The 13,199-nt window shown below is 69.8% G+C and carries 15 protein-coding genes; 2 read left to right on the top strand and 13 right to left on the bottom strand.

Annotated features, from left to right (window positions below; genetic code table 11):
* Positions 1 to 148: 148 nt before the first annotated feature.
* The 3 genes from KL771_RS27955 to KL771_RS27945 are packed head-to-tail and all read right to left on the bottom strand — an operon-like array spanning position 149 to position 2,455.
* A complete protein-coding gene (locus tag KL771_RS27955; protein WP_261971791.1) occupies positions 149 to 613 on the bottom strand; it encodes a phage tail assembly protein in 465 nt (154 codons plus the stop codon).
* Positions 614 to 665: 52 nt separating this feature from the next.
* Positions 666 to 1,175 carry a phage major tail tube protein gene (locus KL771_RS27950; RefSeq protein WP_261971790.1) on the bottom strand — a complete coding sequence of 170 codons (510 nt, stop codon included), beginning with the start codon at positions 1,173 to 1,175 and terminating at the stop codon, positions 666 to 668.
* Between the two features lie 23 nt (positions 1,176 to 1,198).
* On the bottom strand, positions 1,199 to 2,455 hold the full coding sequence (locus KL771_RS27945) for a phage tail sheath family protein (protein WP_261971789.1): 1,257 nt from the start codon (positions 2,453 to 2,455) through the stop codon (positions 1,199 to 1,201).
* A 228-nt stretch (positions 2,456 to 2,683) separates the two neighbouring features.
* Here KL771_RS27945 and KL771_RS27940 point away from each other — a divergent pair, with 228 nt between their 5' ends.
* Complete coding sequence (locus KL771_RS27940; protein ID WP_261971788.1) at positions 2,684 to 2,974, top strand: hypothetical protein; 291 nt, start codon at positions 2,684 to 2,686, stop codon at positions 2,972 to 2,974.
* A 17-nt stretch (positions 2,975 to 2,991) separates the two neighbouring features.
* Here the strand turns inward: KL771_RS27940 and KL771_RS27935 are convergent, their stop codons facing one another.
* From KL771_RS27935 to KL771_RS27915, 5 genes are all read right to left on the bottom strand, one after another.
* Positions 2,992 to 3,366: a hypothetical protein gene (locus tag KL771_RS27935; RefSeq protein WP_261971787.1), complete on the bottom strand. Its 375-nt coding sequence runs from the start codon at positions 3,364 to 3,366 to the stop codon at positions 2,992 to 2,994.
* Between the two features lie 216 nt (positions 3,367 to 3,582).
* A complete protein-coding gene (locus KL771_RS27930; RefSeq protein ID WP_261971786.1) occupies positions 3,583 to 3,927 on the bottom strand; it encodes a hypothetical protein in 345 nt (114 codons plus the stop codon).
* Positions 3,924 to 5,087, bottom strand: coding sequence for a hypothetical protein (locus KL771_RS27925; RefSeq protein WP_261971785.1), 1,164 nt, complete (start codon positions 5,085 to 5,087; stop codon positions 3,924 to 3,926). Before KL771_RS27925 ends, KL771_RS27930 begins: the two co-directional genes overlap by 4 nt.
* Positions 5,088 to 5,090: 3 nt before the next feature.
* Positions 5,091 to 5,864, bottom strand: a complete 774-nt coding sequence (locus KL771_RS27920) for a hypothetical protein (RefSeq protein ID WP_261971784.1) — start codon at positions 5,862 to 5,864, stop codon at positions 5,091 to 5,093.
* Between the two features lie 26 nt (positions 5,865 to 5,890).
* A complete protein-coding gene (locus tag KL771_RS27915; protein ID WP_261971783.1) occupies positions 5,891 to 6,091 on the bottom strand; it encodes a hypothetical protein in 201 nt (66 codons plus the stop codon).
* Positions 6,092 to 6,256: 165 nt separating this feature from the next.
* Here KL771_RS27915 and KL771_RS27910 point away from each other — a divergent pair, with 165 nt between their 5' ends.
* Positions 6,257 to 6,391: a hypothetical protein gene (locus tag KL771_RS27910; protein WP_261971782.1), complete on the top strand. Its 135-nt coding sequence runs from the start codon at positions 6,257 to 6,259 to the stop codon at positions 6,389 to 6,391.
* On the opposite strand, the gene KL771_RS27905 is transcribed toward KL771_RS27910, so the two are convergent.
* Genes KL771_RS27905 through KL771_RS27885 form a run of 5 tightly spaced genes read right to left on the bottom strand, consistent with a single transcriptional unit; the run spans position 6,376 to position 13,159 of the window.
* Positions 6,376 to 7,392 carry a hypothetical protein gene (locus KL771_RS27905; RefSeq protein ID WP_261971781.1) on the bottom strand — a complete coding sequence of 339 codons (1,017 nt, stop codon included), beginning with the start codon at positions 7,390 to 7,392 and terminating at the stop codon, positions 6,376 to 6,378. The genes KL771_RS27910 and KL771_RS27905 overlap by 16 nt on opposite strands.
* A 10-nt stretch (positions 7,393 to 7,402) precedes the next feature.
* The gene (locus KL771_RS27900) at positions 7,403 to 10,630 is read right to left on the bottom strand and encodes a DUF4815 domain-containing protein (protein ID WP_261971780.1); all 3,228 of its coding nucleotides are present in this window, start codon (positions 10,628 to 10,630) and stop codon (positions 7,403 to 7,405) included.
* Positions 10,630 to 11,853, bottom strand: coding sequence for a phage tail protein (locus KL771_RS27895; protein ID WP_261971779.1), 1,224 nt, complete (start codon positions 11,851 to 11,853; stop codon positions 10,630 to 10,632). The genes KL771_RS27900 and KL771_RS27895 overlap by 1 nt, the downstream gene beginning before the upstream one ends.
* Positions 11,850 to 12,716: a baseplate J/gp47 family protein gene (locus tag KL771_RS27890; protein ID WP_261971778.1), complete on the bottom strand. Its 867-nt coding sequence runs from the start codon at positions 12,714 to 12,716 to the stop codon at positions 11,850 to 11,852. Before KL771_RS27890 ends, KL771_RS27895 begins: the two co-directional genes overlap by 4 nt.
* Positions 12,713 to 13,159, bottom strand: coding sequence for a GPW/gp25 family protein (locus KL771_RS27885; RefSeq protein WP_261971792.1), 447 nt, complete (start codon positions 13,157 to 13,159; stop codon positions 12,713 to 12,715). Before KL771_RS27885 ends, KL771_RS27890 begins: the two co-directional genes overlap by 4 nt.
* Positions 13,160 to 13,199 lie beyond the last annotated feature (40 nt).

The raw sequence follows: 13,199 nt of genomic DNA, 5'->3' as shown, positions 1-13,199 counted from the left end.
ACGCCCCAGGTCTCAGCGTCGATCGAGGCCGCCTCGGCGTACCAGCGCAGCATCTCGGTCCATTCCAGCGCGAGCACTTGACCGATCGGCGTTGCCAGCGTCGCGGCGACCCGGGCCGCATAGCCGCGCCAGCGGCTGAGATCGGCCTCTAGTCGCCGTCCTTCATGAAGCGGGGCAAAAAATCGTAGGCCGCCTCCACGACCGGCAGATCGTCAGCGTCGAGCCCACGCATCACCTCGGCCGGCAGCCCGGCCATCAGCCCATAGAGGTCGTAGCGGTCGAGCCCCTCGCCGAGCACGTCGCGCAGGCGCCCGATCTCGCTGACCGTCAGCCGCCGCAGCGTGATCGCCTCGACGATCCGTCCCTCATGCCGGAAGGGCCGCGCCAGAGGATAGACGCGCACCGCGGCATCCACGAAGTCGAGCGCGGCCGCAGGCTTCGCCGCCAGTGCTGGGGCCTTGGCCGGCGCCTGGTTGTCGAGCTGCTCGACCATGTCGTCGGGAGGCAGTTCGAAATCGCTGCCGAGCGGCGAGATCGGCCGGCCGTCGTCCGGCAGGAGGCGGTCGGTCTGGGCGGCGGCCTGGGGACCGGCGGGCGGGCGATCGGCGGTCATGGGCGGTTCCTGGGTTGGGCGCGGGCGCGTCGAACGGGTCTCGCCGCCGGGGTCAGGCGGCGATGATCTGGTTGTGTTCGGCGGAGTAGTCGATCCCGTCGATCACGAGCTGGTTGTTGAAGAAGTCGAACTTGTGGACGGTCCGCCCGTCCTGCTGGTCGTGGTAGAGGACGATCGACGACATCATCACCTTCGTGGTGTCCTCGCCGCGCAGTTGTCGCGTCCGCTGCGGCGTGATGTCGTTGATCAGCCCCCTCAGAACGACAGCCCGGCCGAGGTTCTTGCCGGCCTTACAGTCGCGGATGCGCTCGTAGTAGTAGAGCGTGGTCCAGTCGCCGGGCTCGCGGCCGAAGCGCGAGCGGATGCGCTCGTCCGGGCCGTTCAGGTCGAACTCGGCCTGAAGTTCTTCGATCTCGTAGGGAAGGCTCAAGTTGTACCAGCTGCCGGAGGTCGGCAGTTTCTCCATCGTCCGCTTCAGGTCCGGCAGCTTGCCGGCGGCCACCATCAGGCGGAGGTTCAGCGTTCCCATCCACCAGTTCGAGCCGTAGATGATCCGTTCCATGGGGCAGGCTCCTCAGTGGCCGATCAGGCGACGGCGCGGACGTTGGGGTTGCCGAGGCGCTGGATCGCCTGGGCGATGGAGTCCTGCAGCACCTCGAAGGCCTCCGGCTGGGGCTCGGAGAAGATCTGCAGGTCGACCAGGTCCGGCGTCTCCTCAAACCGCAGCTTCAGCCGGAGGATGCCGTCGCGCAGCGTGGTGACCGTGTTGAGGCTGCGCGACCACAGGATCTCGTAGTCGACCAGGGCGCCGAAGGCCTTGCGCTCCTCGCAGGCCTCGGAGAGCGAGCGGGTGATCAGGGTGACCAGATGCGGCCCGAGGTCCTCGGACAGGTATCCCCGCAGGGCTCGCGACAGGGCCTTCTCGATCGAGCGCCGCGTCCGGATCCGCTTGATGCTCCGATAGGATCGCACGGTCGGATCCGTCGCGGTCGAGAACGGCGCCCACAGGAGCTTGCCCTCGATCACGGTGGCGAGCCCGTTCTGCGGCAGATAGTTGCCGTCCGTGGCCGTGTCGCCGTCCCGGTAGGTGACGCGCTGCGACGGCCCCAGAATGCCCTTCAAGGGCCGGTTCCAGGCCGCCTTGAACGGGGTTCCGACCTCCTTGTCCCGTCGCACGATCGCGGCCGCCACATGCGGCGACATCGGCCGGATCACCGAGGCCCCGTCCAGATAGACCCGGACGTTGGGATAGCAGTCGATGATGTTGAGCGAGGTCGCGAAGTCGGCCGCATGCTCGGCCGCGGCCTCGCGGTTGGTCGAGGGCGCGTCGACCACGGCCATGCAGTCGATGATCCGCGAGCAGACCGCGTCCATCGCGGTGATCACCGGATTGGCCGCGTCATCCGGTCGGCCGGCGGTGTAGCCGGGCGCCAGGATCAACCCCGGCTCGATCTTCAACTCGTCCTTCGCCTCCAGGAGCGCCCAGATACCGGTCTTCGCCCCGGCCGAGCCGACGATCGAGCCGATCTCGGCGGCGAGCTTCGCGGCCGGATCGGTCAGCGTCGAATGCGCCACGCGGACGAAGGCGATGTCGGTGTGGATGCCCTCGGACATGATCTGGTTGACGGTATCGCGCGCCAGGCCGGCGCCGAGCGCCTCAATCGCCTCCGGATTGTCGGTCGCCAGCCGCACCGGCTCGTTCAGCGGATAGGCGACGTTGTCGGCCAGCGGCGCCGGCAGGCACATGCCGATGACGGTGGAGTCCCGGGTGTCGATCGAGGCGATCGTCTGCGACAGATCGCTGAAGACGCGCACGCCGACGAAGGGCGAGGTGGCGGACATGAGGGGCTCCGGGGCTCGAAAATCGGGGCTTGCGCGAAGGACGCGGACCCGGCGAGACTGCGGCGGAGCGGTGTCGCATCACAGGCTGACCGCGGTCAGCCCTCTCCTAGGGACTTCTCGCACCCGCCTGCTAGGCCCTCATTAAGGTGGCGGCGTGTATGTGCGGATCGTGGCTCGATCCCCATAGGACGAACAATGTCTCCTAGTGCGCAAATGGGCGATAACGACATGAGCCTGCTGTGCAAGCTGGATCATATGCGAGAACTCGCCAGCCGTCTTGAAAGGCATTTTCCGGAGATGGCGCACTGCATTGGTCAAGGCTGTATCGCGATGTCAGAAACCATAATCCTCTCAAATCAATCGACGGCGGAGGGGCGGTTCCGACGACAGATTGCTACAAATCAGTTGAAGATGCTCTTGCGAGATATCGCGCTACTCAGTGCGACCGTGCAGGACCATCTTAATCAAGGCGGCAACCGGGTGCCTGTGCCGCTCCCCGCCGAAACGGTCACTCGGTAGACAGTTGTTGGTCAGCCTCACGACCGCAATGCCCGTTCGACGATTTCAACGGAAGCCCAGTACCGCAGAAACGCTTCAACCACCTCCGACTGCGGCCTCGGGAAGTGTATGTGCGTTGGGTCGATTTGTGACTGCCGAGCGCGAGACACGGTGCACTCCGCACATAACATGACGTCGGGCCGCGGCGGATCAGGATATTTGAACATGCCGGGCTCAACCGAAACCTCGAATGCTCGGTTGTGGAACCAACGTTTAATGCGGATTGAGGCCAGCTGATACGAATAGCCGAGATCGGCATCCACGAAGCGAAATCCGTCCAAGTCGGAGCAAATGGTCTCGTAGGCGTTGTTCCCGATCCGATTGAAGTCGAGCGTCAAAACCAGCCGCTCCATCGCCTGCCCTCACATCTATTTTTGATTATATATGTACAGGGCATTTCTGGAACCGCCAGCCTTCCGGCGCGGCTCCATGGAGATTGACTCACGGCCCGAAGCGCCCCCCTATTGTAGGCTTCATCGGAGAACTTCCCCACCCGATCGTCCTCCGCCCAACCTCGGCGGAAACCCGGCGCGCCACGCGTCGGGTTTTTTTTGACGGGTGCTGAAGCTCTATCCAACAAACACACACACCGGGCTGTCGGGTGTGACGACTTTGCCGGCGATCGGCCCCGGCAGCGGCCAGCCGTCCGGCGCGAGCAGGTTGACGTGGCAGCCGTCGGCCGGCGCCAGGATTGGCTGACCGTCGCCATCAAGAGCGCCGGTCGGCAGCGCGACGATGCCGGTGCCGAAGACGAGATCGGGATAGACCGGGCCGGCCGCGGTCATGATCAGCGGCGGCAGCGCCGGGCCGGTCTCGGTCTCGGTCTCGGTCCGGGGCGCGACCGTCAGGCCGGCTGCACCGAGCAGGGCCAGCGCCTCGGCGCGATCGGTGAAGCGCAGGAAGATCGTCTTCATGCCGCGAGCCTCGCTTGGGCAATGGCGGCCGCCGTCGACGGCCGGTCGGTCAGCGTCCAGCCGACCAGCTGGCGCAGCCGCAGGGTCTGCCCAGTGGCGATGCCGGTCGACGGGCCGAGATAGATCGTCGACGCCCAGACATTGGTCTCGGCGGCGGTGGAAGCCGTGCCGTTGACGCCGAGCCGCGAGCCGGACGTGCCCCAGCCGGCGCAGATCCCGACGGCTCCCGGGATCACGTCATTGCCCGGGCTGGTCGCAACGGTATCGCCGAACAGGCCGATGCGGCTGGTCGGCGCATTGGTGGCGCGAATGCTGTGCGCTGCGTCGCCGAGGCCGACGATCAGCTGGCCGGCGAGCGCCACCGGGATCGTCCCGCGCCAGGCCACAGCCGCCGAGACGCCCTGGATGGCCGCGGCCGCACCGGCTGTCAGCTGGCAGAGATCGGTCGCGCGGGTCGCCGCGGCCCCGGTCGTCGGAATGTAGGAGGTCGCCACCGCGCCGGCCTCGATCTGCACCCCGCCCAAGACCCCGGCCTCCTCGAACCAGGAAGCCGTGTAGGTCGTCGAAGCGGTCACGCTGGCGAGGATATAGGCATAGGCGCTGCCGCCGTTGCGGAGGGCATAGAACCGAATAGCCGTGCAGCCGGCCGGGGTCGTGAAGGTGTAGCTGGCCCGTTTGGTCAGGGCCGAAGGTGCCGGCCGGGGGATTTCGGCCGTGAAGAATGTGGCGCCCGTCTGGTCGTAGAGCACGAGGTTCGGCATGCCGGAGAAGGCCGTGCCGCCGATGCCGTTCGAGAGCGTGGCGGGCGAAGCCGTGAAGCCCGACTTGACCCAGGCCGCCGCCGTGAAGTCGGCCGAGACCGGGCAGAGATTGGTCGCCGGCCCCTCCAGCAGCAGCTCGGCCGCGCCGCCGCTCCAGTCGATCCGGGCTTCATTGGCGGCGGCGGTCCGAAGGATGGCCCCGTCCCAATATGTCTTGCCGCTCGCGGCCGTGACGGTCAGGACAGAGGCGAGCGGGACGGCCGCGCCGGCAAGCGCGTGGCGGCGGTTGAGCACGTCGACGAAGAGGCCCGGCGCGACCCCGTCGAGCAGGTGCTCGGGCCGGCGCCACCAAGGCGCGCCCCGGGCGAGGAGCCGGCGCGAGGGCAGCATCAGGCCCATGGCTCAGTCCACCGCGACGTTTGCCGACACGGCGGCGAGGTCGGTGGTGGTGCCGAGCGTCGGGGCGGCCCGCCAGACGAGGGCCAGCCAGATGTCCTGGCCGGCCGAGAGCTTGATCGAGCGGGCGAGCTGATTGGCCTCGTAGAGTGTGCCGCCGCCGAGGCTGGTGATCCGGGTGAAGGAGACGACGCCGATGACCTTGTCGAGATCGGCGGCGGCGACCACCACGGCGACATTGTCGGTGAAGGTCGAGGCGGCGGGATCGGCACGGAACAGGATGGCGTCGAGCGCCGCCGTCAGGCCGGCCGTCTTCAGCGCGACGGTCAGGTCCTGCAGGTAGCCCGAGCCGCCGGCGACGCGCAGGGCGCCGGCAAGCTGCATCTTGGTGCCGAGCGCATCGCCCGACGCGTAAGCCGCGGTCGAGGTCGCCGGCAAGGCCGCCGGCGCGGCGCGGATGATCCGCCCGCCGACCTCGCCGAGATGGGCTTCGGAGGCCGCTCCAACGGTGGTCAAGGACCCGCCCAATCGGGTCCAGATCGCCGAGAGCCAGCCGGTCAGTCCGACGCCACCGGCCGGCAGGGCCGCCCCGGTGATGGCCGCCCCTGCTGCCTCGGCGATCGGCACGGCGTTGTCGTGGCCCGCGTCGGCGCCGCCGACCTGCAGATCCGCCTTGACGGCCGGGGTGTATTCGGCAGTCGCACCGGCGCCGGTGATCCAGGCCTTCAGCCTGCGCGCCGCCCCGTTGAAGTCCCGCCCCTCGAAATATCCCCAGCCCATGATGGTCTCCTATGAAACGGTGGCGATCAGCGCGCGGCCGCGGCGATGAAGAAGGCGTCGATGTCGGCCTGGCTGGCGCCGGTCCCGATCATCAGGGCGTTGAGCAGCGGGTTGCCCCGGGCATAAACCGAGGCCCCGAAGTCGATCCGCGCGAAGGTCTGCTCGGACTCGGGCAGCGCAGCCAGCATGGCCTCAACCAGGGCCGGCGGCGTCGCGGTCGTGGTCATGGCGACAGCCTCCGGGCCGGAAATCAGTGCGCGCGAGAACATCTCGGCCGCACATTGCCGGCGGGATATTGCGGCCGGAATGACGGGCGGAGGCGGGGCCGGCGGCAGATATGGGCCGATCGGACCGAACTCGCCGGCGACGGCGCGGGCGAAGAGGTCCCGCCCGTGCGCCTCGACGTCGTCTGGATCGGCCGTGAAGGGGATCGGGCCGAAGTCCGGGTGATCGACGATGAGGTCGATCCGGGTATGGCCGGCATCTGCCCAAACCGGTGCGGTGGCGTCCATCACGAAATCCTCTGAAAGAGACCGATATCGCTCTGGGTGATCGTGATGCCCGAGACGTTCCGCCAGCTGCCGCTGGCCGATCCGGAGTTGGTCCAGGCGGCACCGGAGTTCTGGTAGTAGGACGGACTGAGGTTCGAGCCGTTGATCGTCGAGCCCGAATTGACGCTGCCGCTATTGGTCTTGCGCAATAACGCAAAGCTGCCGACCGCCAGCGCCCCGTTGTCGACCGCCACCCCGGTCGCCGGCGCGGCCGCCCAGGACGGCAGGCCGGACGCGAGCGTCAGGATCTGGCCGTCGCTGCCCTTGGGCAGGCGTGCCAGCGCACCGGCGGCTCCGGCATAGAGGAGGTCGCCCGAGGTCCAGGCGAGGGCCGCGAAGGCCGTCAGCACGGCCGAGAGGGGCTGCTTGTTGCCAAGCGCGGTCGTGACCGTGGTGGCGAAGTTGGCGTCGTTCCCGAGCGCGGCCGCCAGCTCGTTGAGCGTGTCGAGTGTCGCCGGCGACGAGGCGACGAGCGCCGCGGCGGCCGCCGCCACGAAAGCGGTCGTGGCCAGCTGGGTGGTGTTGGTCCCCGGTGCCGGGGTCGGGGCGCTCGGGGTTCCGGAGAAGGCCGGCGAGGCGAGCGGCGCCAGGCCGGTCGTGAGGGTCGGCAGGCGCGCGGCGTCGATGGTGCCGGATTGAATGATCGCCGCGTCGAGCCCGCCGGCCTGCCAGCCACCCGAAGTCTTGACCAGCACGGTGCCGACCGGCGCACCGGTCGCGGTCACGTCGGAGAGGCCCGAGAGGGCGTGGTTGTGGTTGGCGGCCGCCTTGGCGGAGAGCGCGGTGGCGAGCCCCGTGATGTCGTCGATCGCGTGGTCGTGCTCGGTGGCGGCCTTGCCGGCCAGCGCCGCGATCACGGTGGCCAAGTCGACATCGAGCAGACCGACCAGTTCGATCAGGCGCAGGAAGTCCTGCTCGATCGTATTCTCGGTCGAGGGGACCGGATAGTTGCGGTTTGAAGAGCGCGGATCGGCCATGGCGTCCTCCTCAGATCGACCAGGCGCGCAGCCGCGCCAGGCGCGGGCGGGCGCCAGGCCCGCCGGCGAGCGACAGGCGGATGCGGCCCTGGACGGCGGTATGCGGATCCCGCTCGAAGGCCGGCTCGGTCCAACCGCCGCCGAGGTTGTCGACATCGCCAGGGTTAAGCGCGTGCCAGCTGTCGTCGGCCGCGTCGGCCTCGACCGTGACGGTGGCCCCGGCCGGCATGAGCGCGGCGAAGAGCGCGCCGACGCGGATGCCGGTCCCCATCGGGAAGGCCCGGCTGACATAGGTCCCGGTCGTGCGGATGCGGCCGGTGATCATCTGTGCGGCATAGAGGATCGGCGCGATGGTCTCCGAGCCGGCGAGGATCGCCCGCACCGTCACGGTCTCGGTGATATAGGCGGCCAGCTCGGCGACCTGGTCCGGCGCCAGTTGCAGGATCTCGCCCGTCGGCCGTTCGACCTCGAAGCGCAGGCTCGCCGCCGCCGTTGGCAGTTCGACGCCGGCGCGGATCAGGATGTCCGAGATCGTGGTCAGCGCGTGGCTGCCGAGGGCGACGGTCTTCGTCGTCGGCGCGAAGGCGGCCGCGACCACCCGGAACGCCAGGTCCTCGAACTGATGCGGCGTCCAGGTCGAGCGGTTCGAACTGGAGAGCAGCACGCCGACCGTATAGGGCTGCGCCGACACATAGGCGCCGGTGACCGTGTCGACCTCGCCGATCCGCGCGATGGCGACGGCATGGTCGGGATCGTCGGTCATCAGCACCGGCGCATAGAAGACGCCAGCCGGGATATAGACCGGCACCGCGAAGCGGATCGGATGCCAGACATTCAGCACCACGCTGTGCATGTCGACATAGGCTTCGGCGAGCACCTCGCCGGTCGGGATGCCGTTCTCGACGGTGGCGAGCTGCAGGCGCACGCCGAGGTCCGGATTGCCCTTCACGGTGAAGACGATGTCGAAGCCCAGGATCATGCGCGCCTGGTCGAGCGCGAAGGTCTGCGCCAGCGGGTCGGCGCCGTTGCCGCCGCCCGCGGCGCCTTCGCTGGTCGTCGTCTCGACCGCCGGCGGCGTCTGCCGCGGGACCAGGGTCACGCGGCGCAGCACGTCGACCAGGATCGTGCCCTCGCCGACGAAGAGCGCGGTCGCCGCACTGTCGGCCGAGCCCACGGCCCGCACCCGCTTGGAGCCGGCCGGGGTCCCCGGCGGGATGTCGAAGGTGCCGGCGACGATGCCGAACGCGTCCGCCGTGAGCGGCCCGGGCGGGGTCACGTCGACACCGTCGAAGGTCAGCAGCTCCAGGGCCTCGCCGGCGGCAAAGCCCCGGATCTCGAAGGCGATCTCGATCTCGCGCAGGACCTCGGCGCGCTCGGTCCGCTGGGCGACCACCTCGGTCGCCGCGGACGCGGAGGCGCCGGTGGTCCCGGTCCGGCGGCGCAGGGACTCGCCGAGCGACCCGGCGGCCGCGCTCGAGGCGCCGGAGGCGAACTCGATCGTGGTCGAGGATGTCCACGCGGTCTCGCGCTCGACCCAGAAGTCGACCGGCGGCTCCAGCTTCAGGGCGGCCGGCATCCGGGTGGTGTTGATGTAGGGGTTGATCTTCATCGAGCCGGTGCGCGCCTCCTGGCGCAGCACGATCGCCTCGGTGTGGTCGAGGGTCACGGGCTCGGAGACCAGCATGGTCAGCGCGATCGGATCGACGGCGAGCTGCAGGATGCCGAGGCCGGCGGCCGCGGTCTGCGCCTCGCCCTGGTCGCGATAGAAGTCGTCCTGGAAGTTGTCCGTGAAGATGCCGCGCTTGGAGACCGGCTCCCGCTCCAGGATGTCGCGGGCCGACTCCGCCCGGTCGAGCATCGCCATCACGTCGATGAGACGCGCCAGCATCCGCTGCAGCTCGGCATAGGTGAGGTTGTGGACCCCGTTGTTGCGGATCGTCGGCCGGGTCAGCCAGGTGTTGTGGATCTCGGCGAGCGCCAGGAGGGCCGTCGGCGCGATCGGCGGCACGGCGCCGCGTCGGGCAGAGAGGCCTTTGACGTAGGCAGGCCGACCGAGTTCGTCGAGGCAGAGGAGATCGATGCGCGGCAGCTTCGAGGTGTAGCTGATCAGGCAGGTCGAGCCCGGCACGCCGCCCGACAGGGTGACGGTCTCGGGGGTCACGCTGTCCGGGGTGACGGCCTCGTTGTAGCGATAGGTCACGCTGTAGGAGCTGGCGGCCGCCGGCTCGGCCCCGGCCGGCGCCCAGGAGATCGAGTTCCCGGCGAGCGCGTAGGTCGACGTCCCGAAGGTGGTCGCGCCCTGCGTCACCGACTGGATCGACACGACCGAGGTGTGGCCGAGCAGGTCCAGGCCGCCGGCGACGCCGCCACGGACGACGCTCTCGGTGACCTGTTTGACCACCACGGCCGCGGTCACCGCGGCGATCGGCGGCTGCAGGACGGCGATCGCCGCGCCGTCGGCGACGAAGGTCCGAGGCTCGGCCGCGATCGCCTGCAGGTCGACCACCTCGGTCTCGGCATGGCGGAGCGATGCCTCGCGGGTCCGCTTGAAGCCCGAGATGTTGGCGACGCCGGCGCCGATCGAATAGACCCAGTCGGCGCCGATCTTGCCGAGCGCCGTCACCTCGCAGCCGTCGACGATATAGTGCCCGTGGGCCTGCCGGTCGTAGAGGGCGATGGCGGCATTGACGCCGGACAGCGACGGCGGCGGCGTCTGGTCGATGACCGTGCCGTCGCGCAGCAGATAGACCGGATAGAAGTCGCCGGGCCCGGCGACGCCGGCGCGCGCCCAGGCGATGGTCTCCTCCTGGCGCGCCGCGCCGGGTTCGCCCTCGGCGAGCGAGCCGGGCTCCAGGCCGTTGAGGCTGGGGTCGTCCTCGGCGGTTACCAGGACGGTGACCAGGCGCACGCCGATCACGATCTCGCCGGTCATCGGCACGGCCGTCAGGGTCGCGGCCGCGACCGGCCGGACATCGCCGCGCACATAGATGCGGCCGGCGGCGAGCGACACGGTACCGGCCTCGACATCGACCGTGATGCCGGCGCCGTCGATCCGGTCGCCGTCGCGGGCGACCATGTCGCCGACCCGACGGCCGCGGCGCTCGATGATCGACTGGGCCTCGTTGAGGTCGGCGCCCTGGAGGAAGGCCCCCTCGCTGAACAGGAGGCGGGCGCGGTTCGGGCCGCTGGCCGCGCGGTCGTAGGTCGAGGGCAGACCGGAGGGGTGCTCGTAGGGCATCAGAGCCTCAACAGGAAGCGGACCTGCTCGCGCACGGTCCGGCCGAAGGGAATGGTGCAGGCGGTCTCGGCGACGAGGCGGTCGGACTCGGGACTGTCGAACCACGGCAGGGCACCGGGTCCGATCGAGGACGGCACCATCGTTCCGCCGGCCAGGTCGTCCGGCCCGGCCCATGGAATGGCCGGCTTCAGGGGCGCGACCGGCTCGGCATCGAACAGCAGACCCATGCGGGTGGCGGTCCGGCCGGCCCCGGCGCTATCGCCGAACCCATCCCCGAAGCGGGTCAGGGCCGAGACCAGAACCGCGGTCGGGCTGTCGGTTCGGCAGGTCCAGTCCTGGCCGGCGACGCGATACTCGCCGCCGACCTGCGCGGCGACCGCCCGCACCCGTGCCCGGGCATGGCCGATCGTGCCGTCGTCATCCTCGAAGCGGACCCAGCAGCGCCGGCCGTCGAGCGCGGTCGCGATCGCCCGCCGGCGGATCACGTCCGCGCTGTCGGTCCAGTGGCTGATGTCGCCGGACCACGGCACCGTCAGGCTCGACCACAGCGGCGATCCGCCGCCCGGCTCGATCCAGACGCCGAGGGCGCTGAGGTCCGGTTCGGCCGCCGCCTGGTCGACCAGCCATTCCCGGCCGAAGCTCCACTTTGGCGCTGAGGCTCCCTGCCGGTGCGGCGCGATCGCGGCCTGGTGCAGCCTGGCGCCGGACCAGTCCGACAGCATGCAGGCGGAAGTCCGCGTCCAGCCCGTCTCGGCCGCGCGCACGTCGTAGCCGCGGAACCCGCGCAGGAAGTCGCTGCGGAACGGCAGCGACAGGCCCATGAGGCCTTCGATCCGGTCGAGATCGGGCTCCTCGGCATCGCGGAACCGGTCAAGCGCCAGCTGCACGCCGTTCCACCAGCGCCGTCGGGTCGGCTGCCATTCGAGCGCGCCGGCATAGCCGAGCCAGGTCAGCGCCCGGTCGATCGCCGCCCGCGTGCCCCGGACCCGCTGCCAGCGCACGCCCTCGCTGATCAAGGCGAAGACGTTCGGGACATAGGGGGTCAGTTCGCCCAAGCCCAATTCCCAGACCCGGAACGGCAGGAACGGCACCGGCGGCGCCTGGTCGGCGACGCGGATCGCCTCGACCGCATCGGCGAGCCGGGCATGCGGATCGAGCACGGCCGCGAGCGCCAACTCGAAGTCGGTCGCATTCCCGGGCAGGACCTCGACGTGAGCGGTCAATAGGACCTCCCCCGGTAGGTCAGCACCGGCAGGCCGAGCCGGACCGCCTTGTCGAAGGGCACCACCAGATCGGCCGCCGGCGCGGTCACGACCACATTGGCGACACCGTCGGCCATCAGCTTCGACAACAGCCAGGCGCGCGTCAGATCGCGGCCGAGCCCCGAGGCCTCCGCCCAGGCGGCCTGCAGGCCGTCGCGCAGGGTGGTGATGAGGCCCACGTCGGCATCCGGCAGGAGCCAGAGATCCGCGGCGACCGGGACCACGTCGACCACGGCCGAGCGCACGTCGATCGTGTCGTTGATGACCAGGAACTCCGACCGCTCCAGTGCGGTCCGGACCTGAGCCAGCAGGGTCGCGTCGGCGACGCCGTTATTGTCGGTGCTGAACACCGCGACATGGATGATCGGCGCGCGGCCGTCGCGATAGACCCGCGCATCGGCCACCCTGAGCGAGGCGCCGAGCGCCGCGCCCCGGTAGCCGGGCTCGGTCCCGCCGGTCGAGCGGCCCTGGACGGCCAGGCGGATGCGCAGCTTGAAGCGCGCGTCCGGCTCGCCCGCCAGCCTGGTCACATCGTAGAAGGCGCCGAGATGGTCGACCTCGGTCAGGCGCGCATAATAGAGGTACCGCGCACGGGCCACGTCGTTCGTCCGCCCGCGGAGGATCGTCTCCTCGAAGGCCGCCTCCTGCAGGAGGATCATGGCCGGATCGGTCTCCAGATCCTCGACCGAGTAGTCGATCCCGGCGGCCACCAGGCGCTCGACCAGTTCGGCCTGGCGTGCCGCGAAGATCGCGTCGATCGACAGCTCTTCGAGGATCGCCGGCCGCGCCAGGCCGGCGAGATCGTCCAGGGTCCAGGCGCTCATGCGGCCGCCCTCCCGGTCGTGCCGACACCCAGGACGGCATTGCGCCGGTACCAGCCTTCGCGGGCGGCCAGCGGCAGCGAGGCGGCGACCGGCTGGGCGATCGTGTAATTGCCGAGGCGCCCCTCGGGGTAGTAGATGCCGCCGTGCTTCAGGCCGAGGCCGCCCTCGCGCGTCAGCGAAACGAACTGCAGGTCGCGGATCCGGTATTCCGGCTCGTGGGTGTGCACGGCCGTGACCAGCTCGTCATAGATGCCGATCGCCGTCTCAGGCGTCAGATCCTCGGCCAGCCAGGAGCGCACGTCCGAGCCGAATGAAAGCCGCATCACGCGGGTCAGGAGACGCGTGGTCCAGATGACGGCGATCGACTGCTGCACATGCGCCCAGCCGGTCAGGGGGCGAAATGTGTTGCGGTCGAGACCGGTCCGGTAGCGGATCGCCTGCACGGGATGCCCCTTTAACGGCGCTTCGAAGCCGGCTTGACGG

The organism is Prosthecodimorpha staleyi (assembly GCF_018729455.1).
Taxonomy (GTDB): domain Bacteria; phylum Pseudomonadota; class Alphaproteobacteria; order Rhizobiales; family Ancalomicrobiaceae; genus Prosthecodimorpha; species Prosthecodimorpha staleyi.
This window is presented reverse-complemented; position numbering and strand designations above follow the sequence as displayed.

Coding starts and splice junctions, on each gene's coding strand:
- KL771_RS27905 (WP_261971781.1), bottom strand. CDS start 7,392: ATGGCCGATCCGCGCTCTTCAAACCGCAACTATCCGGTCCCCTCGACC.
- KL771_RS27925 (WP_261971785.1), bottom strand. CDS start 5,087: ATGGGCCTGATGCTGCCCTCGCGCCGGCTCCTCGCCCGGGGCGCGCCT.
- KL771_RS27915 (WP_261971783.1), bottom strand. CDS start 6,091: ATGACCACGACCGCGACGCCGCCGGCCCTGGTTGAGGCCATGCTGGCT.
- KL771_RS27940 (WP_261971788.1), top strand. CDS start 2,684: ATGAGCCTGCTGTGCAAGCTGGATCATATGCGAGAACTCGCCAGCCGT.
- KL771_RS27945 (WP_261971789.1), bottom strand. CDS start 2,455: ATGTCCGCCACCTCGCCCTTCGTCGGCGTGCGCGTCTTCAGCGATCTG.
- KL771_RS27920 (WP_261971784.1), bottom strand. CDS start 5,864: ATGGGCTGGGGATATTTCGAGGGGCGGGACTTCAACGGGGCGGCGCGC.
- KL771_RS27935 (WP_261971787.1), bottom strand. CDS start 3,366: ATGGAGCGGCTGGTTTTGACGCTCGACTTCAATCGGATCGGGAACAAC.
- KL771_RS27955 (WP_261971791.1), bottom strand. CDS start 613: ATGACCGCCGATCGCCCGCCCGCCGGTCCCCAGGCCGCCGCCCAGACC.
- KL771_RS27900 (WP_261971780.1), bottom strand. CDS start 10,630: ATGCCCTACGAGCACCCCTCCGGTCTGCCCTCGACCTACGACCGCGCG.
- KL771_RS27930 (WP_261971786.1), bottom strand. CDS start 3,927: ATGAAGACGATCTTCCTGCGCTTCACCGATCGCGCCGAGGCGCTGGCC.
- KL771_RS27890 (WP_261971778.1), bottom strand. CDS start 12,716: ATGAGCGCCTGGACCCTGGACGATCTCGCCGGCCTGGCGCGGCCGGCG.
- KL771_RS27950 (WP_261971790.1), bottom strand. CDS start 1,175: ATGGAACGGATCATCTACGGCTCGAACTGGTGGATGGGAACGCTGAAC.